General features: G+C 70.3%; 20 protein-coding genes. 14 read left to right on the top strand and 6 right to left on the bottom strand.

From position 1 onward, the window contains the following. Positions 1 to 2 precede the first annotated feature (2 nt). The 5 genes from Aple_RS38790 to Aple_RS38810 all read left to right on the top strand — a co-directional run bounded on the left by Aple_RS38790 (position 3) and on the right by Aple_RS38810 (position 4,401). Positions 3 to 653: a hypothetical protein gene (locus Aple_RS38790; RefSeq protein ID WP_155349750.1), complete on the top strand. Its 651-nt coding sequence runs from the start codon at positions 3 to 5 to the stop codon at positions 651 to 653. Between the two features lie 87 nt (positions 654 to 740). Next, the gene (pafA, locus tag Aple_RS38795) at positions 741 to 2,099 is read left to right on the top strand and encodes a Pup--protein ligase (protein ID WP_155349751.1); all 1,359 of its coding nucleotides are present in this window, start codon (positions 741 to 743) and stop codon (positions 2,097 to 2,099) included. 88 nt (positions 2,100 to 2,187) lie between these two features. Next, positions 2,188 to 3,222 carry an FKBP-type peptidyl-prolyl cis-trans isomerase gene (locus tag Aple_RS52905; protein WP_155349752.1) on the top strand — a complete coding sequence of 345 codons (1,035 nt, stop codon included), beginning with the start codon at positions 2,188 to 2,190 and terminating at the stop codon, positions 3,220 to 3,222. A gap of 65 nt (positions 3,223 to 3,287) precedes the next feature. Next, on the top strand, positions 3,288 to 3,920 hold the full coding sequence (locus Aple_RS38805) for a helix-turn-helix transcriptional regulator (RefSeq protein WP_155349753.1): 633 nt from the start codon (positions 3,288 to 3,290) through the stop codon (positions 3,918 to 3,920). A 31-nt stretch (positions 3,921 to 3,951) separates the two neighbouring features. Beyond that, a complete protein-coding gene (locus tag Aple_RS38810; protein WP_155349754.1) occupies positions 3,952 to 4,401 on the top strand; it encodes a DUF3291 domain-containing protein in 450 nt (149 codons plus the stop codon). A 72-nt stretch (positions 4,402 to 4,473) separates the two neighbouring features. Here Aple_RS38810 and Aple_RS38815 read toward each other — a convergent pair whose 3' ends face one another. Both Aple_RS38815 and Aple_RS38820 read right to left on the bottom strand, forming a co-directional pair. After that, positions 4,474 to 5,388 carry a metallophosphoesterase family protein gene (locus Aple_RS38815; RefSeq protein WP_155349755.1) on the bottom strand — a complete coding sequence of 305 codons (915 nt, stop codon included), beginning with the start codon at positions 5,386 to 5,388 and terminating at the stop codon, positions 4,474 to 4,476. A gap of 41 nt (positions 5,389 to 5,429) precedes the next feature. Beyond that, the gene (locus Aple_RS38820; protein WP_246265050.1) at positions 5,430 to 6,500 is read right to left on the bottom strand and encodes a DUF3866 family protein; all 1,071 of its coding nucleotides are present in this window, start codon (positions 6,498 to 6,500) and stop codon (positions 5,430 to 5,432) included. 45 nt (positions 6,501 to 6,545) lie between these two features. Here Aple_RS38820 and Aple_RS38825 point away from each other — a divergent pair, with 45 nt between their 5' ends. The 7 genes from Aple_RS38825 to Aple_RS38855 all read left to right on the top strand — a co-directional run bounded on the left by Aple_RS38825 (position 6,546) and on the right by Aple_RS38855 (position 13,619). After that, positions 6,546 to 7,487 (top strand): helix-turn-helix transcriptional regulator, encoded by a 942-nt coding sequence (locus tag Aple_RS38825; RefSeq protein ID WP_155349757.1) that lies wholly within the window; start codon positions 6,546 to 6,548, stop codon positions 7,485 to 7,487. Positions 7,488 to 7,528: 41 nt separating this feature from the next. Next, entirely contained in the window at positions 7,529 to 8,425 is an 897-nt protein-coding gene (locus Aple_RS38830; protein ID WP_155349773.1) for a helix-turn-helix transcriptional regulator, read from the top strand. An 8-nt stretch (positions 8,426 to 8,433) separates the two neighbouring features. After that, the gene (locus Aple_RS38835) at positions 8,434 to 8,619 is read left to right on the top strand and encodes a hypothetical protein (RefSeq protein ID WP_155349758.1); all 186 of its coding nucleotides are present in this window, start codon (positions 8,434 to 8,436) and stop codon (positions 8,617 to 8,619) included. A gap of 101 nt (positions 8,620 to 8,720) precedes the next feature. Further along, the gene (gene tatA / locus Aple_RS38840) at positions 8,721 to 9,047 is read left to right on the top strand and encodes a Sec-independent protein translocase subunit TatA (RefSeq protein ID WP_155349759.1); all 327 of its coding nucleotides are present in this window, start codon (positions 8,721 to 8,723) and stop codon (positions 9,045 to 9,047) included. Positions 9,048 to 9,078: 31 nt separating this feature from the next. Further along, positions 9,079 to 9,942: a twin-arginine translocase subunit TatC gene (gene tatC / locus Aple_RS38845; RefSeq protein WP_155349760.1), complete on the top strand. Its 864-nt coding sequence runs from the start codon at positions 9,079 to 9,081 to the stop codon at positions 9,940 to 9,942. Further along, positions 9,942 to 10,823 (top strand): YegS/Rv2252/BmrU family lipid kinase, encoded by an 882-nt coding sequence (locus Aple_RS38850; RefSeq protein WP_155349761.1) that lies wholly within the window; start codon positions 9,942 to 9,944, stop codon positions 10,821 to 10,823. Before tatC ends, Aple_RS38850 begins: the two co-directional genes overlap by 1 nt. Positions 10,824 to 10,910: 87 nt before the next feature. Then, a complete protein-coding gene (locus Aple_RS38855; RefSeq protein WP_155349762.1) occupies positions 10,911 to 13,619 on the top strand; it encodes a DEAD/DEAH box helicase in 2,709 nt (902 codons plus the stop codon). Here Aple_RS38855 and Aple_RS38860 read toward each other — a convergent pair. The 3 genes from Aple_RS38860 to Aple_RS38870 form a co-directional block, all read right to left on the bottom strand. After that, positions 13,612 to 15,048, bottom strand: a complete 1,437-nt coding sequence (locus Aple_RS38860; RefSeq protein WP_155349763.1) for an RNB domain-containing ribonuclease — start codon at positions 15,046 to 15,048, stop codon at positions 13,612 to 13,614. The two genes, Aple_RS38855 and Aple_RS38860, sit on opposite strands and share 8 nt — an antisense overlap. A 314-nt stretch (positions 15,049 to 15,362) precedes the next feature. Next, entirely contained in the window at positions 15,363 to 16,259 is an 897-nt protein-coding gene (locus Aple_RS38865) for a 5'-3' exonuclease (protein WP_155349774.1), read from the bottom strand. A 10-nt stretch (positions 16,260 to 16,269) separates the two neighbouring features. Then, positions 16,270 to 17,124 (bottom strand): PP2C family protein-serine/threonine phosphatase, encoded by an 855-nt coding sequence (locus Aple_RS38870; RefSeq protein ID WP_246265051.1) that lies wholly within the window; start codon positions 17,122 to 17,124, stop codon positions 16,270 to 16,272. 251 nt (positions 17,125 to 17,375) lie between these two features. On the opposite strand from Aple_RS38870, the gene Aple_RS38875 reads away from it, so the two are divergent. Both Aple_RS38875 and Aple_RS38880 read left to right on the top strand, forming a co-directional pair. Continuing rightward, positions 17,376 to 18,467 (top strand): M24 family metallopeptidase, encoded by a 1,092-nt coding sequence (locus Aple_RS38875; RefSeq protein ID WP_308805539.1) that lies wholly within the window; start codon positions 17,376 to 17,378, stop codon positions 18,465 to 18,467. 95 nt (positions 18,468 to 18,562) lie between these two features. Continuing rightward, on the top strand, positions 18,563 to 19,699 hold the full coding sequence (locus tag Aple_RS38880; protein ID WP_155349766.1) for an acyl-CoA dehydrogenase family protein: 1,137 nt from the start codon (positions 18,563 to 18,565) through the stop codon (positions 19,697 to 19,699). Positions 19,700 to 20,332: 633 nt separating this feature from the next. On the opposite strand, the gene Aple_RS38885 is transcribed toward Aple_RS38880, so the two are convergent. Beyond that, positions 20,333 to 20,980, bottom strand: coding sequence for a M15 family metallopeptidase (locus Aple_RS38885; protein ID WP_155349767.1), 648 nt, complete (start codon positions 20,978 to 20,980; stop codon positions 20,333 to 20,335). Positions 20,981 to 21,006: the final 26 nt, after the last annotated feature.

Consider the following 21,006-nt stretch of genomic DNA (forward strand, 5'->3'; position numbering starts at 1 on the left):
ATATGACCACTTATTTCCGGCAGGCCGCGCTGGCTGTCGCCGTACTCTCGCTCGCCGCCTGTTCGGGCACCGAGGCCGCGGCCCCCACCGCGACGGTCACCGTCACCGCCTCCACGACGCCGCCCGCCACGGTCACGGCCACCCCGGCGGCCGCCACCCCCAGCCCGCTCGCGTCGCCGTCGCCGACGGAACCGCCAGGGAACCAGGTGTTCGAGCCCTCCGAGGAGTACGACCAGAGCGACGTCATCGGGGCCAAGCAACCGAAGATCAAGGGCGCCAAGTTCCAGTTCGACCCCGGGCACGACTTCACCAAGCGCATCAGCCCCAGCGCCGACGGCATCCTGCGCGGCCGTTTCGTCACCATGCAGGACGGGGACACCGCGGAATACGTCCCGGTCCGCTGGGACGGTGGCACCTTCGTCGGCCCGAAGGAGGGCGACGTCACCGCCTACGCCGCGCCGCTGGCCCCCGGCGTGGTCTACCTGAGCGCCACCGGCTGCACCGGCAATGACCAGACGATCAACGGCGACGGGCTCGGCACCGAGCGCTGCACCCGGGCGCGACTCGCCGAGCACGCCCGCGAAGGCCGCCTCACCGCCCTGATCACCGTCGCGAACGGCCAGGTCACCAAGGTCGTGGAGATCTACTTCTGACCGCCGGGGAGGCCCGCGGGAGCGCCCGGGGACAATCCACTTCATGATCCCTATGTCGTTCCGCCATTCGGGGCATAGGGTGATGTGATGGATCGTCGCATCTTCGGGCTTGAGAACGAGTACGGCGTCACCTGCACGTTCCGGGGGCAGCGCAGGCTGTCACCGGACGAGGTGGCGCGCTACCTGTTCCGGCGAGTGGTGTCCTGGGGCCGATCGAGCAACGTCTTCCTCCGCAACGGCGCGCGTCTGTACCTGGACGTGGGCAGCCATCCCGAGTACGCCACGCCCGAATGCGACAACGTCGTGGAACTGGTGACCCACGACAAGGCGGGCGAGCGCATCCTCGAAGGTCTCCTGGTGGACGCCGAGAAACGGCTCCGCGAGGAAGGCATCGCCGGGGACATCTACCTGTTCAAGAACAACACCGACTCGGCCGGGAACTCCTACGGCTGCCACGAGAACTACCTGGTCGGGCGGCACGGCGAGTTCGGCCGCCTGGCCGACGTGCTCATCCCCTACCTGGTCACCCGCCAGATCATCTGCGGCGCCGGCAAGGTGCTGCAGACCCCGCGTGGAGCGGTCTACTGCGTCTCGCAGCGGGCCGAGCACATCTGGGAGGGCGTCTCCTCGGCGACCACCCGGAGCCGCCCGATCATCAACACCCGGGACGAGCCGCACGCCGACGCCGAGCGGTTCCGCCGCCTGCACGTCATCGTCGGCGACTCCAACATGAGCGAGACCACCATGCTGCTCAAGGTCGGCGCCACCGACCTGGTGCTGCGGATGATCGAGGCCGGGGTGGTGATGCGCGACCTGTCGCTGGAGAACCCGATCCGGGCCATCCGCGAGGTCTCGCACGACATGACCGGCCGCAGGAGGGTCCGGCTGGCCAACGGCCGGGAGGCGTCCTCGCTGGAGATCCAGCAGGAGTACCTGGGCAAGGCCAAGGACTTCGTGGACCGGCGCGGCGGCGACGAGACCAGCAAGCGGGTGCTGGAGCTCTGGGAGCGCACCCTGCGGGCGGTGGAGACCGGCGACCTGGACCTGGTCTCCCGGGAGATCGACTGGGTCACCAAGTACCAGCTGATTGAACGTTACAGAAAGAAGTACGACCTGCCGCTGTCCTCGCCGCGGGTCGCCCAGCTGGATCTGGCCTACCACGACGTGCACCGCCGCCGCGGCCTGTTCTACCTGCTGCAGAAGCGCGGCGCGGTGGAGCGGGTGGCCACCGACATCAAGATCTTCGAGGCCAAGTCGGTCCCGCCGCAGACCACGCGGGCCAGGCTGCGCGGCGAGTTCATCCGCAGAGCCCAGGAGAAGCGCCGTGACTTCACGGTTGACTGGGTGCACCTGAAGCTGAACGACCAGGCCCAGCGGACGGTGCTCTGCAAGGACCCGTTCCGCAGTGTCGACGAGCGGGTGGACAAGCTGATCGCCGGAATGTGATCTCCTTACGTCATCCAGACAGCGGGTTCGGGTAGTGTGACGCGAACCCGCTGTCTGACTCTCCGCTGCCTTCCTGAGGATTCCCATCATGCGCCGCCGCACGGCCATCGCCGCCGCCGCTCTTCCTTTGCTTCTGACCGCCGTCGCGTGCGGCACCGCCCAGAAGACCGCCACCGGGGCCAGCCCCGCCGCCACCCCGGCCGGCACGGCCGCCGCCAGCGGCAGCGCCCCCGCGCCCAGCGCCGCGGCCTCGCTGACCGGCCCGCTCGGCGACGCCAAGAACATCAAGGTCGACGGCTCCGCCGGCACCATGCCGAAGGTCACCTTCCCCACCGGGAACCCCGACCTGACCTCCTCGGCGCGCGTGATCGCCCCCGGGGACGGCAACGCGGCCAAGGAAGGCGACACGCTGGTCGCCAACGTGAGCGTCTACACCTGGGACGGCAAGGAGAACAAGACCGTCGGCTCGGCGTACGACAAGGGAACGCCCGAGTTCGTGCCGGTCAACCAGAACCTCCCGAAAGCGCTACACGACGGCCTGGTCGGGCTGAAGCCCGGCGGCCGGGTGCTGGTCGTGATCGCCAAGGACAGCCTCGACCAGGCCATGATGGACAACGCCAGGCAGCAGGGCACCGACTTCGGGGTGACCTCGCAGGTGCTGGTCATCGACGTGGTCTCGGCCGCCGCCAGGGCCGCCGTGGGCAACGCCACCGACCCCGGCATCGAGGGCGTCAAGCTGGTCAACCCGGGCGGCGAGACGCCCCCCGAGCTGACCACCAAGACCGCGGCGCAGCCGCCCAAGGACCTGGTCGTCAAGACCGTCATCAAGGGCGACGGCCCGAAGGTGAAGGAGACCCAGACGGTCATGGTGCACTACACCGGCAAGATCTGGGGCACCGACAAGGAGTTCGACTCCAGCTGGAAGCGCGGCGAGGCCACCCAGTTCCAGCTCGGCCAGGTCGTCAAGGGCTGGTCCCAGGGCCTGACCGGCGTCGCCGTCGGCAGCCGCGTCGTCATCACCATCCCGCCGGAGCTCGGCTACGGCAAGGAAGGCCAGGCCGAGGCCGGCATCAAGGGCACCGACACCCTGGTGTTCGTGGTGGACGTGCTCGGCGCCGTCTGATCGTTCCGCGGAGCCCTCCTTCCCTCACGGGGAGGAGGGCTCTGGCGTGTCCGTAAACTCCGGCTGTGGACAGTGATGAGGCGGTGGCCCTGCTGGGCGATCCGGTGCGGAGAGAGCTGTACCGGTTCGTGGTCGGGCATGGCCGGGCGGTCGGGCGGGCCGAGGCGGCGGAGGCGACCGGGGTGGCCCGGGGGCTGGCCGCGTTCCATCTCGACAAGCTGGTCGACGCGGGGCTGCTGACGGCGGAGTTCAAGCGGCTGGGGGAGCGGACCGGGCCGGGCAGCGGGCGGCCCGCCAAGGTGTATCGCCGGTCGGGGGCCGAGCATCTGGTCAGCCTGCCGCCCCGGGACTATCGCACGGTGGCGCTGATCCTGGCCGAGGTCGTCGACCTGCTCGGCGGTGACGAGCTGGCCGAGGAGGCCGCGCGGCGGGCGGGCCGGAAGCTGGCCGCCGGCGCGTCCGGGCCGGTACGGGAGACGCTGGCCCGGCAGGGCTACGAGCCCTACGAGGAGGACGGGGTGCTGCGGCTGCGCAACTGCCCCTTCCACGTGCTGGCGGGGGAACATCCGCTGCTGGTGTGCTCGATGAACCTGTCGCTCTGCCAGGGGCTGCTCGACGGGGTCGAGGGCGTGACGGCCCGGCTGGACCCCAGGCCGGGGGAGTGCTGCGTGGTCATTTCTAAAAATAATAGGAATTGACATAGAGAAACGGGCTGGGAATGCTGGGGCCATGCATCTGGCCCAGCTGAACGTCGCGCATCTGCTCGCCCCCCTCGACTCTCCCCAGCTGGCGGAGTTCGTCGCCCTGCTGGAACCCGTCAACCTGCTCTCCGACAGCTCGCCGGGGTTCGTCTGGCGGCTCAAGGGCGGGGACGATCCCACCGACACCGTGCAGCACGACTACGGCGACGAGCTCGTGATCAACTTCTCGGTCTGGGAGTCGCGGGAGGCGCTCTGGAACTTCGTGTACCGGTCCCGGCATCTGGCCGTGTTGCAACGACGGCGGGAGTGGTTCCAGCGGGTCGTGGTGCCGTACAGCGTGATGTGGTGGTGGCCGGAGGGGGAGCCGCCCACTCTGGCGGAGGGGATGGCCCGGCTGGACCGGCTCAGGGCAGAAGGACCCGGACCGGAGGCATTCACTTTCAAAGACTTCTACTTCAATGAGAAACTCGTCCCATAGACAGCCGCATAGCCGCCGTCCAGGCGATTCACCGCTGCGGCCGCCCAGATCACGACTTTCTCATTGATCCCGTCAGCGCGTGATCACAGACCAGTCGAAGGTGTGGCCCTTGGGGCCGATGGCGGCCACGCTGAGGGTGTCGTCGCCGGTGACCTGGACGGCCACGAAATGGTGGCGTTTGCGGGCGGCGGCCCGTTTGGGCAGGCCGGGGCAGCCGTACTTGATCGCGTAGAGGCCCGCGCCGCCCCCGCCGGTGACGATGTAGTTGACCCCGTTGGGGGAGACGAAACGCTGGTAGTTGTGGTCGTGGCCGTTGAGGACCAGGGCCACCCGGTGCCGTTCCAGGATGGGCACCCAGTGCCGGTCCACGGTCGCGGTCGAGCCGTGCAGGGAGCACGACCAGGCGGGCTGGTGGAACACCACGACCCGCAGCCGGGGCCCGGCGGCCGACAGCTGGCGGTCCAGCCAGCCCGCCTGCTCGGCGTGGTCCCGGTTGGCGTCCAGGAACAGGAACTCCACCCCAGGCAGCCGCTTCGCGAACGGCGGCCTGGGCAGGCCGAGGGTCTTCAGCTGCTGGGCGGCGTGCCCCGCCTGCACGTCGTGATTGCCGAGCGCCGCCCAGATCGGGGCTTTCACCCCCTTGTACGGCTTGGTGAGCACAGCCGGGAACTTGTCGGGACTGCCGTCCGGATAGACGTTGTCCCCGGTCGTGATGATCGCGTCGACCCGGTGCCGGGAGGCCCAGCGTTTCATCGCCGCCGCCACCCGCCGCTGCGCCTTGCCGCCGGTGCCGAAGTCGCCGATGGCCAGGAAGCCGACCTGCTGGGGATCGCTCGGCACCGATCCCGCCACCGTGGCGGACGTGCTCGGGACGGGCTCCCGGCCCGCTCTGGACTCGGCGCTCGACCCCGAGCACGCCGGGACCGCCAGCAGGGCGGCACCCAGCAGGGCCACCCGGACTTTCCGCGCTGTTTCTCTCGCGTTCATGCGTCGGATGCTAGAAGTCACGCCCGCGCCGAGCTGGTATTTCAGGCCAGCAGCGTGGCGGTGTGGCGGCCCGCGGCGGCCGCGGCCAGGAAGTAGGCGCGGTCCTGGTCCAGGTTCCTGCCCATCGTGGACAGGGTGACGGGGGACTTCCGCAGCGCCTCGTACAGCCCGCCGACCGGCACCTCCACGAGGATGTGGCGGGAGGCCAGGTCGGCCGCCTGGTAGCGGACCTGGTCGCCGAACTCGCCCGGCAGCGCGGGCACCACCACCTCGGCGGGGGAGAGCGCCACCCGGCCGTACGCGGTGAGCGAATGGTGCGACACCCCGAAGTGCCGGTCCCGCTGGTCGCCCTCGCTGATCCGCAGCGCCGCCACCGGGCGCCCGCCGAGCACCCCGGCCGCGTTGATCGCCTCCCCGGCCATCACCCCGGAGAAACCCCAGCGGGTGCCCGTGCCCAGATTGCCGGGGCCCTGGGCGATGATCGTCACGTCGGCCCTGAGCACGTGCCGGGCGGCCAGCAGGGCGGTGTGCGTGGTCACCGCCTCCACGTCGCCGCCGAACGCCTGCCCGGCCGTCACCACGCCGCACAGCCAGCCGATCTCCCGCAGCCGGGCGCAGGACATGGAGAACCAGGCGGGGAGGGCGCCGCCGTCCTGCATCACGTACGCCACCCGGATCTCGGGGCGGGAGGCGTACAGGCCGCAGAGGATCGGCGGGAGGGCGGAGTGCAGGTCGGCCACCACGACGGGCATGCCGTCCAGGGTGTCGGCGTCGCGGAGCAGCTCGTGGTGGGGCGAGTTCTGCTCGTCCGCGCCCTGCACGGTGGCCTGCAACGGCGTGTACCGCGCCTTCACCAGGTGACCAGGACCCACCGGATCTTGTGGCAAACGGTCAGGAATCGCCACCACCATGGCGTAACCTCCCGTACCGAGGCCCATCGCGAGTGCGGTCGTGTTCAGGAGCACCGCGTCGCCGGGCTCCGGACGGCCCACCAGCGGGGGATAGGCCAGCGCCCGGCACCGGGTTCCGTCCTCGACGGACACCTCCAGTTCCACCGCGCCCGGCCAGTCACGCCTGATCCCCAGGACCTCGCCCTTGCGCCATCTGATCACCTGGAAAAGGGTAGCGTTCTTCATCGGAGAAGGAGGGGAGGGGCCATGTCCCGGCGGAAGACCGAGCGATTGCTCAATCTGGTGATCTGCCTGCTCTCGACCCGGCGGCCGCTGAGCGCGGAGCAGATCCGCCACGTCGTCCCGGGCTACGACCCGGACAACGACGAAGCCTTCCAGCGCATGTTCGAGCGGGACAAGAACGAGCTGCGCGAGATCGGCATCCCGATCGAGGTCAACAAGGACCCGTGGGAGGACGATCCCGGCTACCGCATCGTCCGGCAGGCCTACGAGCTGCCCGAGATCACCCTGGAACCCGACGAGGCCGCCGTGCTGGGGCTGGCCGCGCAGGTCTGGCAGCGGGCCAACCTGGCCGAGGCGGCCAGCGGCGCGATGCTCAAGCTGAAGGCGGGCGGGGTGGAGACCGATCTGGTGGAGGGCCCGCTGGAGCTGCGGGTGGACACCAGGGACGCCTCCTTCCCGACCTTGTGGGAAGCGGTCAGGGACCGGCGGGTGGTGGCCTTCGACTACCGCTCCTCCGGCAGCGAGTCGGTGCTGCGCCGGGTGGTCGAGCCGTGGGGCGTGGTCAGCCGCCGCGGCCGGTGGTATCTGGTCGGGCACGACCGCGGCCGCGACGACACCCGGGTGTTCCGGCTGAGCCGCATCGCCGGCCCGGTCGCCACGCTCGGGCGGCCCGGCGCGGTCCGCGTGCCCGACGGCATCGACCTGCGCGCCCAGGTGGGTTACGCGGGCGAGGAGTTCCCCGAGCGTACGGCGCTGCTGCGGGTGCGCCCCGGCACCTGCCAGGGGTTGCGGCACCTGGCCAGACAGGTCCGGCCGGGAGCCGAGTGGGACGAGGTGGAGCTCGCGTTCACCGACGCGGAGCGGCTGGCCGGGTGGATCGCCAGCCTCGCCGCCGACGCCCAGGTGATCGACCCGCCGGACGCGCGGGAGGCCGTCATCCGCCGCCTGAAGGGGGCTCTGCAGTGAACGACCGGCTGCCCCGGCTGCTGGCGCTCGTGCCGTACCTGATGTCCCATCCCGGGGCGCAGGTGCCGGAGGTGGCGCGGCTGTTCGGGCTGAACGAGAAGCAGCTCATCGACGACCTGCAGCTGGTCTGGATGTGCGGGCTGCCGGGGCACACCCCCGGCGACCTCATCGACGTCTCCTGGGACGGCGGCGAGATCCTCATCGACAACGCCGAGACCATCGCCCGGCCGCTGAAGCTGGGCGTGGACGAGGTCAGCGCCCTGCTGGTGGCGCTGCGTATGCTGGCCGAGCTGCCGGAGTTCGCCGGGACCGAGGCGCTCGGGCGGGTCATCGCCAAGCTGGAGCAGGCCGCAGGCGACGGCGCGGCGGCGGTCAGCAACCAGGTCGCGGTGGAGGTGGACGCCGCGCCCGGCGCGCTGGTCACCGTCACCACGGCGGCCAGGCACAAGCGGCGGGTGTCGCTGCGCTACTACGTGCCCGGCCGCGACGAGGTGACGCCGCGCGAGGTCGACCCGCTCCGGGTGGTGCTGGTGGACGGCCACCACTACCTGGAGGGCTGGTGCTACCGGGCCGAGGCGATGCGCATGTTCCGGGTGGATCGCATCCTCGCGGTGGACATGCTGGACGTGGCCGCCGACCCGCCCGCCGAGGCCGAGCCCATGGACGTCGCCGACGGGGTGTTCCGGCCGTCGGAGAGCGACGAGCTGGTGGAGCTGGAGGTCACCCCCGCCGGGCGCTGGGTGTCGGAGTACTACCCGGTGGAGAGCCTGGAGGAGCTCGGCGAGGGCCGCCAGCGCGTCACCCTGCGGGCGCGTGACCAGACCTGGCTGGTCCGGCTCGCGCTCCGGCTGGGCGACTCCGGCCGCGTGATCAGGCCCGAGTCGCTGGCCGAGCGGGTGACGGAGACCGCCAAGGAAGCCCTGGCCAACTATTACTGAGGGGCGTCATGATCTGGATCTATGCCGCGGTGGGGCTGGGGGTGGCCGGTATGGCCGTGCTCGGGGTGCTGACCGCGCGGGTTCTCATGGCCGCGCGGGGGCTCGGGCGGGAGCTCGACCGGGCCAGGAAACGTATCGAACCCGCGCAAGCCCGGTTACGCGCCGAGATCGGGAATCGTCCTTCCGAAGGATGACATCACCCCTGTTGGAAGGGCAGGGTGATGAAGTACTGCCCGCACGGCGTACCATCGGGCTGAGACGTGCCTCTGCACCATCGGCCCCGTAAGGAAGTGTCATGCCAACCCTGGGACCCACTGAGCTGATAATCATCGGGCTCATCGTCATCCTCCTGTTCGGCGCGAAGAAGCTTCCGGACACGGCTCGGGCCCTTGGGCAGTCGCTGCGGCTGTTCAAGAAGGAGACCAAGAAGCTGAACGAGGACGACGAGGACTCGACGGTCGTGCAGGCCAAGGCCGAGACCGTGCCGCCGCCCCCGGCGCAGATTCCGCCGACCGTTCCGGCCGCCGCCAACCCGGCGACCCCCTCGGTCGAGGACCGGCTGCGCACGCTTGAGGAAGAGAACGCCAAGCTGCGCGCCGCGCAGGCTGACAAGCAGAACTGAACGCTCCTTCCCCTAGCCCAGGAATCGTCCAATGGCGCTGCTGAAACGGTCGGCTCCCACGGCCGCGAGTGACGACGACGGCCGCATGTCGCTCATGGATCACATCCGTGAGCTGCGCAACCGCATCGTCAAGATCATTCTTGGCATTGTGGTGGGGACGATCGTCGGGTTTATCTTCTTCGACCCGATCTGGGATTTCATGACCGGGCCGTTCTGCCGGCTGCCCTCGAATCTCCGGCTGGGCAACAGCACCAGCACCGACTGCAACCTCAACCTCGTAGTCGGCAGCGTGACCGGGGGCATCTTCATCAACCTCAAGGTCGCGTTCATGTTCGGCCTGGTGGTGGCCGCGCCGATCTGGCTGTATCAGGTTTGGGCGTTCGTGACCCCGGGTCTGTACCGCAACGAGAAGAAGTACTCCTACACCTTCCTCGGCCTCGCCGTGCCGCTGTTCCTGGCCGGGTCCGCGCTGGCGTACCTGACCATGGACAAGGGCCTGTCGCTGCTGCTGGGATTCGTGCCGGAGAACGCGGTCCCGCTGATCGACGTCAACGACTACCTGTCGTTCCTGATGCTGATGCTGGTCATCTTCGGCGTGTCGTTCCTCCTGCCGCTGCTGATGGCCTTCCTGAACGTCATCGGCGTGCTGCGCTACTCCGCCGTGGCCAAACATCAGCGCATGGTCATCTTCCTGATGTTCGTGTTCGCCGCGATCGCCACCCCGAGCCAGGATCCGTTCACCATGCTGGCGCTGGCCATGCCGATGATCGCGCTGTTCTACCTGGCGCTGGCGTTCATGTACTTCCGTGACCGCAGGCAGGACGCGCTGGACGCGCAGCGGGCGCGGGCGCTGGAAGAGGAGCTCGACGGTCCCAGCGTTCCGGCCGACGATTAGTGGCGGGCGAGCTCGTCGTCGTGGTGAACCCGACCGCGCGTGGCGGGCGGGGGATCCGGTCGCTCGACCCGGTCCTGGCGCGATTACGGGCTGGTGGCCGGGAGGTCTCCGTCCTGATCGGCGACTCCGCCGCCGACGCGCTGGCCAGGGCCCGTACGGCTGTCGCCGCCGGGCCCGCCGCCCTCGTCGCGTTCGGCGGGGACGGGCTGGTGCATCTGGCCGTGCAGACGGTGGCCGGCACCGGCGTGCCGCTGGGGATCATTCCGGCCGGGACCGGCAACGACATCGCCGACGCGCTGGGCATCCCGCGTCGTGACCCGCTGCGGGCCGCGGACGCGGTGCTCGGCGGGCGCGTGCGGGTGATCGACGCGGCCCGGATATCTCCGGGCTCGCGATGGTTCGCCGGGGTGGTCGCGTGCGGCTTCGACTCCCGCGTCAACGAGCGCGCCAACCGGATGACCTGGCCGCCCGGCATGTCGAAGTACATCCTCGCCCTGGTGCAGGAGCTGCGCTCGTTCACCCCGATCCCGTTCACGATCACGATCGACGACCAGGTGATCAAACGGGAGGCCATGCTGGTGGCGGTGGGCAACACGCGCTCGTACGGCGCCGGGATGCGGGTGTGCCCCGACGCGAAACCTGACGATGGCCTGCTGGACGTGATGATCCTGGCGGCCATGCCGAAGACCGCGTTCCTGCGGGCCTTTCCCCGCGTCTACAAAGGCACCCATACCGATCTTCCGGCGGTGCAGATCCTGCGCGGCCGCACGGTCACCCTCGACGCGCCGGACACGATCGCCTACGCCGACGGCGAACGGGTGGGTCCCACGCCGATCGGCTGCTCCGTGGAAGCGGGGGCGTTGCGGGTGCTGGTGCCGTGAGCATGCCGTACAAAAGGAATCTACTTTGTAAAGGCGCGAGGCCGGGCGCGGGACGGCCGTAACGCGGATATCGGTAGGGTTGACGGCATGAGCACGCCTGCCGAACGCTACGCCGTCTTCAGAGAGCAGCAGAGCGAGAGCGGCCCGGCGCTCACCTCGTTCCGCGAGCTGTACGACTTCGGCCTCGACGAGTTCCAGGTCGACGCCTGCCAGGCGCTGGAGGCGGGCGACGGAGTGCTGGTGGCGGCCCCGACGGGCTCGGGCAAGACGGTGGTCGGCGAGTTCGCCGTGCACCTGGCCCTGGAGCAGGGCCGCAAGTGCTTCTACACCACGCCGATCAAGGCGCTCTCCAACCAGAAGTACAACGACCTGGTCCGGCGCTACGGCGCGGCCAAGGTCGGCCTGCTCACCGGCGACAACAGCGTCAACGGCGAGGCCCCGATCGTGATCATGACGACCGAGGTGCTGCGCAACATGCTCTACGCCGGGTCGGGCACCCTGGCCGGGCTCGGCTACGTGGTCATGGACGAGGTGCACTACCTGGCCGACCGGTTCCGCGGCGCGGTCTGGGAGGAAGTGATCATCCACCTGCCCGAGTCGGTGCGGGTGGTGGCGCTGTCGGCCACCGTCAGCAACGCCGAGGAATTCGGCGAGTGGCTCGGCGAGGTGCGCGGCGACACCACGGTGATCGTCGACGAGCACCGCCCGGTGCCGCTCTGGCAGCACATGCTGGTCGGCAACCGCCTCTACGACCTGTTCGCCAACGAGGACGGCGCGACCAGGATCAACGCCAGCCTGATGCGCCTGTCCCGGGACGAGCAGCGGCTGGCCAACACCCGCGGCAAGCGCGGCTACCTGCGCCCCCGCCGCAACGGACACGACCGGGCGACGACCATCGAACGGCTGGACGCGGAAGGGCTGCTGCCCGCGATCACGTTCATCTTCTCCCGGGCCGGGTGCGACGCCGCCGTCCAGCAGTGCCTGGCCGCGGGGCTGCGGCTGACCAGCGACAAGGAGCGGCACGAGATCCGCCAGCTGGTGGACGAGCGGACCGCCCACCTGCCGGACGAGGACCTGGCCGTGCTCGGCTACCTGGAATGGCGGGACTGCCTGGAGCGCGGCCTGGCCGCCCACCACGCGGGCATGCTCCCGGCCTTCAAGGAGGTCGTCGAGGAGCTGTTCACCAACGGCCTGGTGAAGGCGGTGTTCGCGACCGAGACGCTGGCGCTGGGCATCAACATGCCCGCCCGCTCGGTCGTGATCGAGAAACTCGACAAGTGGAACGGGGAGACGCACGCCGACCTGACGCCGGGGGAGTACACGCAGCTGACCGGGCGGGCCGGGCGGCGCGGCATCGACGTGGAGGGCCACGCGGTCGTCGTCTACCAGCCGGGCATGGATCCGATGAGCGTGGCCGGTCTGGCCAGCACCCGGACCTATCCGCTGCGGTCGAGCTTCCGGCCCTCGTACAACATGGCGGTCAATCTCGTCGGCCAGGTCGGGCGGGAACGCGCCCGCACGCTCCTGGAGGACTCCTTCGCCCAGTTCCAGGCAGACAGGGCGGTGGTCGGCCTGGCCCGGCAGCTGCGCAAGTCGGAGCAGGCCCTGGAGGGCTACGCGGAGGCGATGACCTGCCATCTGGGGGATTTCCCCGAGTATGCGGCGATGCGCAGGCGGCTGTCGGACCGCGAGGCCGAGATGGCGCGGCAGCGCGGAGCCGCCCGGCGGGCGCAGGCCGTGCAGAGCCTGGAGGAGCTGAAGCCCGGGGACGTGATCCGGATCCCCGGGGGGCGGCGGGCCGGGCTCGCGGTGGTGCTCGACCCGGGGCTCGGGCCGCGCGGGGAGGGGCCCACACCGACGGTGCTGACGGTGGGACGGCAGGTCAAGCGGCTGGCGGCGGCGGACTTCCCGGTGCCGGTGGAGCCGGTGGACCACATCCGCATCCCGAAGAACTTCAACGCGCGCAGCCCGAAGGAGCGGGCCAACCTGGTCTCGACCATGCACGCCAAGCTGGGCGACCGGGATCTGGGCAAACCGGCCCGGGCGCGCGACCACGCCACCGAGGACGAGGAGATCAACCGGCTGCGCCGGGAGCTGCGCCAGCACCCCTGCCACGGATGCGACGAGCGGGAGGACCACGCCCGCTGGGCGGAGCGGTACTACAAGCTCCAGCGGGAGACCGAGACGCTGCGCCGCCGGGTCGAAGGGCGGTCGCACGTGATCGCCCGCACCTTCGACCGGGTCTGCGGGGTGCTGGACCAGCTCGGCTACCTGGACGGCGAGGCCGTCACCGACCAGGGGCGGCGGCTCGCCCAGCTCTACACCGAGCTCGACCTGCTCACGGCCGAGTGCCTGCGGGCCGGGATCTGGGAGAAGCTGGATCCGGCCGAGCTGGCGGCCTGCGTGTCCTCGCTGGTGTTCGAGTCCCGCCAGTCCGACGACACGCGCAGCCCGAAGATCCCGGCCGGCGGCGCCAAGGAGGCGCTGGCCGCGATGCTGCGGCTGTGGGGGGAACTGGAGGGCATCGAGGAGGACCACGGCCTGTCGTTCATCCGCGAGCCCGACTTCGGGTTCGCCTGGGCGGCGTTCCGGTGGGCGAAGGGGCACACCCTGGACGCGGTCCTCACCGACGGCGACCTGGCGGCCGGCGACTTCGTGCGGTGGGTCAAGCAGCTGCTCGACCTGCTCGGGCAGCTGCGGGACGCCGCGCCCAAGGGCAGCAAGGTGCGCGACAACGCGGGCAAGGCGGTCGACGCGCTGCGTCGGGGCGTGGTGGCCTACTCCTCGGTCAGCTGATCCTGGTGAACCGGACCTCGCGCTTGTTCGGGTCCGCGCGCACCAGCCGGACCCGGATCCGCTCGCCGAGAGGCAGCCCGTCGCCGTCGCAGCGGGCGATCACGGCCGGGTCGGTGACCTGGACGTGGCCGCCCGGCTTGTCCTCGGCGACGTCGACCACGACCGCGTCGAACTCCTCGCCGACCCGCTCGTGCAGCACGAACGCCTCGACCAGGTCCACGCAGGCCCGGTCGGCCCCGCCGGTCCTGCGCCCCGCCGCCCGCATCTGGTCGGGCAGCACCACCAGGGCCTCCTCGACCCGTTCCGGCACGGGTTCCCCGGCCGCGACGGCCAGGCACACCTCGGTCGCGTAACGGTCCACCAGGCGGCGCAGCGGCGCCGTCACGTGCGCGTACGGCCCCGCGATGGCGGCGTGCTCGGCCAGCCGGGGCGGCTCCCCGTTGAAGGAGACATACGCCGCGCCGCGCAGCAGCACCGTGGATTCGTGCAGGAACGCGGCATGTCCGGGAATCTTCGGATCGAGGCCGTGGACGACCTCGCCGTAGGTCGCGCCCTCCGGCCACGAGACGCCCAGCGCGAGCGCCACCCGGCGGATCTTGGCCAGGTCGCGTGGATCGGCCGGGGGCAGCACCCGGAGCAGGCCGATCTCGGCGTCCAGCATCAGCTGCGCCGCCGCCATGCCGGTGAGCAGCGAGATCTGCGCGTTCCACGCCTCGCACGGCAGCGGCGTCCGGAACTCCAGCCGGTAACCGCCCGCCTCGTGCACGACCTCCTGGTCCGGCGTGGGCAGGCTCACCCCGCCTCTGGCCCGTTCGAGCGCCAGCCGGAGCGGGCCGATCTCGGCGAGCAGGCGCAGCGTGCCGTCGGCCCGTTGGGTGTCGACCGCGGTCTGCACGTAGTCGTAGTCGAGCCGCTCCCGGCTGCGGACCAGTGCCCGCCGCACGTCCACGCCGACGGTGCGGCCCTCGGCGTCCAGGTCCAGGCACCAGAGCGCGGCCGGGCGGACCTCGCCCGGCAGCAGGCTGGCCGCGCCCTCCGACAGCACGGCCGGATGCAGCGGGATCCGGCCGTCCGGCAGGTAGACGGTCTCGCCGCGGGTCCTGGCCTCCAGATCGATCGCGCCGCCCGGGCGGACGAAGGAGCCGACGTCGGCGATCGCGTACCAGACGCGGTAGCCGCCTCTGGGGCGTTCCTCCAGGCAGAGGGCTTGGTCCAGGTCCATCGAACCGGGCGGGTCGATGGTCAGGAACGGCAGGTCGGTGCGGTCCTCGCCGGCCGGAGGGCGGGAGGCCACCTGCTCGGCCTCGGCCCGGACCGGCGCGGGGAAGGCGGCGGGCAGGTCGAATTCATCGCGGATCCGCTCGAATCCATCGACGAGCCGTGGTTTCTGCGCGTCCGGGACCCGGATCGTTCTGTGCGGCACGCCCATCAACGTAGCGGAGCGCGGACCCCGGTCGGGCGCATTAGCCCCGTGCTCGCCGTGCGGACGGCGGCGCCCACGGGCGGACCTCGGGCGAGCGCGTCACGTCGCCGGGGATGGTCGGAGCCGGGCTTCGGGCGTGCCCCTTCGGCCGGGCTGGGGCCAGAGAACGTGTCGGAGCCTGGATTTCAACCAGGCGAGTTTCCGGCCCGGGACGGTCGAGCGCGGTGGAGCCGAGGTAGCCGGGCGCGCGTGTTCACCCGGCCTGGGCACGAAGTGCGGACGTGGGTGTTTGCCCGGCCTGGGCGCGAATTCCGGCGCGGCTACCCGGCCTGGGCTCGGGCCAGCACGGGGAGCAGGCGGTTGAGCGGGCTGTCCAGGCCGTAGCGGTCGGCGAGTTCGACCAGGCGGGCGGGGTCCTTGGGTTCGGCCGGGACGCGCAGGTCCACGTCCGGGATCGGGGCGTCGTGGGCGACCTGGACGACCGCGGGCGCGACCGCCAGGTAGTCGCGGGCGGCGGCCAGCTTGTTGCGCGCGCCCGCGGGGAAGCCGTCGTCGCCGGCGGCCGCCAGCAGGGCGTCGAGCGAGCCGAACCGGGTGATCAGCGCGGCGGCGGTCTTCTCGCCGATGCCCGGCACGCCCGGCAGGCCGTCGCTCGGGTCGCCGCGCAGCGTCGCGAAGTCGGCGTACGCGCGGCCGGGAATGCCGTACTTCGCCGTGACGAACGCCTCGTCCACCGTCTGAAGATTACGAATCCCCCTTACAGTGTAAAGGACCCGGCACGGTTTCGCGTCGTCCACCAGCTGGAACAGGTCCCGGTCGCCGGTGACGATCTCGACCGCGCCCTGGTGCCGGACCGCCAGGGTGCCGATGACGTCGTCCGCCTCGTACCCGGCGACGCCGAAGTTGGCGATGCCCAGCGCGGCCAGCACCTCCTCGATCACCGGCACCTGCGGCGCGAGCGTGTCCGGGATCTCCTCCTGGTTCCCGTACGCCACCCGATGCGATTTGTACGACGGGATCGCGGCCACCCGGAACGCGGGCCGCCAGTCGGCGTCCATGCAGGCCACCAGCTGGGTAGGGGAGTGCGACCGGACCAGCGTGGCGATCATGTCGATCAGCCCGCGCACGGCGTTGACGGGCATGCCGTCCGGCGCGGTCATCGATTCCGGGATGCCGTAGAAGGCCCGGAAATACAGCGACGGGGTGTCGAGAAGCATCAGCACCCGTCTATGGTCCCAGGACCCCCACGGCGAGGAGACACGTATCGTCCTCCGGGCTCGGACCGCCCGCCGCGTCGATCAGGAATCCGAGCCCCGCGTCGAGATCGTGGTGACCGATTTTCTCGGCCGCGCTCATGATCAGCTCCAGCCCTTCGCCGATGTCGCGGTCGCGCCGTTCCACCAGCCCGTCGGTGAACATGAGCAGCAGGTCCCCGGGGTGTAGCCGTACTTTCGAGACGGTGAACGGCGGGTCGGGCGAGGCGCCCAGCACGAGGCCGCGCGGGGCGCGGAGCTGGCGGGCCTGCCCGTCCCTGACCATGATCGGTGCGAGATGCCCGGCCTGCGCCCAGGTGAGCAGCCCGGTCGCCGGGTCGAGCAGGCCCACGATGACGGTGGCGATGGTGTCATCGAGCCGGTTGAGCACCAGCGCGTTCAGCCACGCCAGCAGCCGGTTCGGCGGGCGGCCGGTCATCGCCAGGCCGACCAGCGCGTGCCGCAGCTGCGCCATCTGGGCGATGGCGGCCATGCCGTGCCCGGAGACGTCGCCGACGGCGAGCAGGACCCGGCCGTCGGGGAGGGTGGTCGCCTCATACCAGTCGCCGCCCAACGCGGCATAGGGCGGTGGGGGATAGGGCGGCGCGAGATTGGGAGGTGGGGTGCTGTCGCCGCGCGGCTGGACCGCCGGCGCGTAGCGGACGGCGATGCGGGCGGTGGGCAGGTCCATGTTCGCGCCCGGTTCCGGCAGAATGGCCGCACGCAGGGCGGCGCCCACGTCGCGTTCCTCGGCCAGCCACTCCTCTTGCCGGTCGAGTCGCGCGCGCAGATCCTGCACCATCTCCGCGGCGGTCAGGGGAGCCTTCATCGAAGGGATGCGGTCGTCTGGGGGGTGGAGGGGCAGCGGTTCGCCGCCCACGACGCCGACCATGGTGGGGCTCGCTCTCAAAACAGCATCTATCTGGACAATCTGAAACTGGCCGTGATCGGCCTTGCGCGGAGCGTAGCAGTGATTTCCCGGAGATGCGAAATATTTGGGCTGAGCGGCGGGTCGGAGACTGTCGGCGGGCTCTGCTTAGATGGGGACTTGTGACAACGGAGTCCTCTGAGCTGTATCCGGTGACCAGAATCGACGAGGTCCGGGCGGCCACCGCCGCGGCCGGGCTCGGCGCGCTGTTGCTGACTCCTGGCCCGGATCTGCGTTATGTGAGCGGATACCACGCGCATGCCCTGGAACGCCTGACCTGTCTGGTGGTGCCCGCCGCCGGGGAGGCGTTCATGATGGTGCCCCGGCTGGAACTGCCGGCCGCGCAGGCCTCGCCCGCCGGGCGGATCGGGCTGGAGTTCGTCCCGTGGGACGAGACCGACGATCCCTATGCGGTGGTGGCCAAACGCCTCGGCGACGTCGCGTCGGTGGGGTTGTCGGACCGGATGTGGGCGATGCAGTCGCTCCGGTTCCGCGACGCGCTCCCCGGGGTCGAGCAGCATCTCGCCGGGCGCGCCCTGGCCGAGCTGCGGATGCGCAAGTCGCCCGCCGAGGTCGCGGCGTTGCGCGCGGCCGGGGCGGCGATCGACGCCGTGCACGAGCAGGTGCCCGGGTTCCTGCGGGCCGGGCGCACCGAGCGCGAGGTCGGCCGCGACATCGCGGACGCGATCATGACCGCCGGTCACGCGGTCATCGACTTCGTCATCGTGGCGTCCGGGCCGAACGGCGCGTCCCCGCATCACGACCTCTCCGACCGGGTCATCCAGCAGGGCGACCAGGTCGTGGTGGACATCGGCGGGACCATGCCAAGCGGCTACTGCTCGGATTCGACGCGGAACTACTCGGTGGGCGAGCCCGATTCGGCTTATGCGGCCTATTTCGAGGTGCTCCGCCGGGCGCAGGAGGCCGCCTGCGACTTCGTCCGGCCCGGGGTGACCTGCGAGGCCGTGGACGCGGCGGCCCGCCAGGTGATCGAGGAGGCCGGATACGGCTCCTACTTCATCCACAGGACCGGGCACGGCATCGGCCTGGAATCCCACGAGGAGCCCTACATCGTGTCGGGCAACACGCGGGCGATGGAGCCCGGTTTCGCGTTCTCCATCGAGCCCGGCATCTACCTGCCCGGCGAGCACGGCGCGCGGATCGAGGACATCGTGGTGTGCGGGGAGAGCGGCGGCGAACGCCTCAACCTGACCACGCGGGATCTCGTGGTCGTTTATCAATGAGAAAGGCGTGATCTGGACAGCCGCAGCGGTGAGTCGCTGGTCGGTGGGCATGCGGCTGTCTATGGGATGGGTTTCTCGTTAATAGGAGCGTCGCGATGAACGTGGACAGGGTCTCGCCGACGGCCGAAGGCCACGACCTGTTCGACCTGGTGCGGGAACTGGCCGCCAAGGAGGTCGCCCCCCGGGCCGCCGGGGACGAGGCGGCCGGCCGGTTCCCGCGTGAGCTGTTCCGGCTGCTGGGAGCCTCCGGGTTGCTCGGGCTGCCCTACGCGGAGGAGCACGGTGGGGCCGGGCAGCCGTATGAGGTGTATCTGCAGGTCGTCGAGGAGCTCGCCGGGGCCTGGCTGGCGGTCGGGCTGGGCGTCTCGGTGCACACGCTGTCGTGCTTCCCGCTCTCGGCGTTCGGGTCGGCCGCCCAGCGCGCCGAACACCTGCCCGAACTCCTCGGCGGCGAGGTCCTGGGCGCGTACTGCCTGTCGGAGCCGCAATCCGGTTCCGACGCGGCCGCGCTGACCACCCAGGCCGCGCCCGTCGACGGCGGCTACTCCGTCGACGGGGTGAAAGCCTGGACCACCCACGGCGGCGTCGCCGACTTCTACACCGTCATGGCCAGGACCGAGGACGGCATCTCCTGCTTCCACGTCCCCGCCACCACCGCCGGCCTGTCCTTCGGCGCTCCGGAACGCAAGATGGGCATGCGCTCCTCCCCGACCGCCCAAGTCCGCTTCGACGACGTCCGCCTCCCCGCCGACGCCCTCATCGGCGACTCCGGCCAGGGCTTCCGCATCGCCATGGCCGCCCTCGACGGCGGCCGCCTCGGCATCGCCGCCTGCGCCGTCGGCCTCGCCCAGGCCGCCTTCGAGACCGCGACGTCCTATGCCAAGGAACGCCGCCAGTTCGGATCCAGGATCGCCGACTTCCAGGGCATCGGTTTCCTGCTCGCCGACATGGCCACCCAGATCGCCGCCGCCCGCGCCCTCTACCTGGACGCCGCCCGCCTCCGCGACGCCGGCCGTCCGTACGGGACAAAGGCCGCCATGGCCAAACTCTTCGCCACCGACATGTGCATGAAGGTCACCACCGACGCGGTCCAGGTCCTCGGCGGTTACGGCTATGTCGAGGACTTCCCAGCCGAACGCTTCATGCGCGAGGCCAAGGTCCTCCAAATCGTGGAGGGCACCAACCAGATCCAGCGACTGGTGATCAGTCGTGCGCTCACTAAGGATCAGTAGTTCGGTGTTTCCGCAGGTCGGCGGGCTTCTATCCGATCTTCCCTCCAGCTTCGCGATCAACCGCAAGATCGTCAATGTGATCGTGTTCACGGGGGGAAATGCCGGTTATTTCCCGTTTATCCCCGTCGATTACGGGCCCGGTGCTACCCCCCGACCGGTTATCGATCATGCTGTGCGTCACGGGTCGCGCCGTGGAGCCGCTGCCTGCGCCCAAATATCGGCGGTCACCCGCGCTCCTGGGAGGAGGATTCAGACGCGATCGTGGCCGCCGGGTGAGCGGCCACGATCGCGTCTGAACCTGTGTCAGCGGCGGTCAGATTGACGTAAACCTGCCGGATCTGGGCCTCAGCGTCCTCTTTACCGACCAGATTTCCAGATTTCCGTCGCCGTCCACCGGAACCTGACCCGAAACGGCGACCGTCGCTCCGGTGAAAGCGACCGCGTGGCTGTAGCCGTTGACGGGCGGTGAACCGCTGGGACGTATGAAGTGCTCCATGGCGCCGATCATGCCACGACCGGAAATCGGCTCCTTACCGACGCAGGGGGTCGCCCATCAAAGGAATAGCCCCTCGACATCCACAGGTAGCTCCGGAAGTCATCCAAAACGCTGCCAGCCTCGCGCCTCGGGAACCTTCAGTTCAGGCTCCTGATGACCCCCGCGCCCTCCCCCGGCGTATTGTTCCAGCCGCGTAATTTCTCGGCGAGCGCGTACACTCGCTCATCCGCAGGCGGCAGATCGATCTGAAAATGCCCTTCATCTGGGACACCGAAGTCCCCGCCCCAGGTCACCACACCATCGCAGTCCGCCAAAATGTCACGGACGACGTTCACCTCATGTTCGTAGAATCCGCCCCGTACGCCGGGCGGATAGTGTCCTGGACGAATGTCGATCGCCGTACCTGACGCGTGGTTCTCCTCGTATCCGGTGAGCGTGTCCGGGCTTTTGAAGCCGAGCACCTCACCTGGGCGCAGCGAGTCGATCTCGTAATGGAATCGGCGAACGACATGCACGAGTATCACCTCGGCCGCGCCGATCGCCACTGCGACCTCGAAGCCGGTGCCGGGCACGGGACGACTCCAGACGCTTCCACCCCCGTCGGCGGCCGTATTGATCGGCCAACCGTTCGGAGATTTCCGGCTGGACTGGATCTCCGCCGACGAACCGGCGACGAACCGGCCCGATGATCGGGCGACGACGACCCCCGGGAACATCGCGCCCGCGCCGGCCGCCAGGGCCAGTCCGACGGCGGAATGTAAGAACAGACGGCGTGATGTGGGCATGCGAAAAACTCCGTTCCACCTGATGA

Source organism: Acrocarpospora pleiomorpha (assembly GCF_009687885.1).
In the GTDB taxonomy this organism is placed as follows: domain Bacteria; phylum Actinomycetota; class Actinomycetes; order Streptosporangiales; family Streptosporangiaceae; genus Acrocarpospora; species Acrocarpospora pleiomorpha.

Excerpts from the sequence above, each read along its gene's own strand:
- Aple_RS38865 (WP_155349774.1), bottom strand. The coding sequence starts at position 16,259 with ATGCTTCTCGACACCCCGTCGCTGTATTTCCGGGCCTTCTACGGCATC.
- Aple_RS52905 (WP_155349752.1), top strand. The coding sequence starts at position 2,188 with ATGCGCCGCCGCACGGCCATCGCCGCCGCCGCTCTTCCTTTGCTTCTG.
- Aple_RS38825 (WP_155349757.1), top strand. The coding sequence starts at position 6,546 with ATGTCCCGGCGGAAGACCGAGCGATTGCTCAATCTGGTGATCTGCCTG.
- Aple_RS38870 (WP_246265051.1), bottom strand. The coding sequence starts at position 17,124 with ATGAAGGCTCCCCTGACCGCCGCGGAGATGGTGCAGGATCTGCGCGCG.
- Aple_RS38835 (WP_155349758.1), top strand. The coding sequence starts at position 8,434 with ATGATCTGGATCTATGCCGCGGTGGGGCTGGGGGTGGCCGGTATGGCC.
- Aple_RS38810 (WP_155349754.1), top strand. The coding sequence starts at position 3,952 with ATGCATCTGGCCCAGCTGAACGTCGCGCATCTGCTCGCCCCCCTCGAC.
- Aple_RS38815 (WP_155349755.1), bottom strand. The coding sequence starts at position 5,388 with ATGAACGCGAGAGAAACAGCGCGGAAAGTCCGGGTGGCCCTGCTGGGT.
- tatA (WP_155349759.1), top strand. The coding sequence starts at position 8,721 with ATGCCAACCCTGGGACCCACTGAGCTGATAATCATCGGGCTCATCGTC.
- tatC (WP_155349760.1), top strand. The coding sequence starts at position 9,079 with ATGGCGCTGCTGAAACGGTCGGCTCCCACGGCCGCGAGTGACGACGAC.
- Aple_RS38830 (WP_155349773.1), top strand. The coding sequence starts at position 7,529 with ATGTCCCATCCCGGGGCGCAGGTGCCGGAGGTGGCGCGGCTGTTCGGG.
- Aple_RS38880 (WP_155349766.1), top strand. The coding sequence starts at position 18,563 with ATGAACGTGGACAGGGTCTCGCCGACGGCCGAAGGCCACGACCTGTTC.
- Aple_RS38860 (WP_155349763.1), bottom strand. The coding sequence starts at position 15,048 with ATGGGCGTGCCGCACAGAACGATCCGGGTCCCGGACGCGCAGAAACCA.
- Aple_RS38790 (WP_155349750.1), top strand. The coding sequence starts at position 3 with ATGACCACTTATTTCCGGCAGGCCGCGCTGGCTGTCGCCGTACTCTCG.
- Aple_RS38855 (WP_155349762.1), top strand. The coding sequence starts at position 10,911 with ATGAGCACGCCTGCCGAACGCTACGCCGTCTTCAGAGAGCAGCAGAGC.
- Aple_RS38885 (WP_155349767.1), bottom strand. The coding sequence starts at position 20,980 with ATGCCCACATCACGCCGTCTGTTCTTACATTCCGCCGTCGGACTGGCC.
- pafA (WP_155349751.1), top strand. The coding sequence starts at position 741 with ATGGATCGTCGCATCTTCGGGCTTGAGAACGAGTACGGCGTCACCTGC.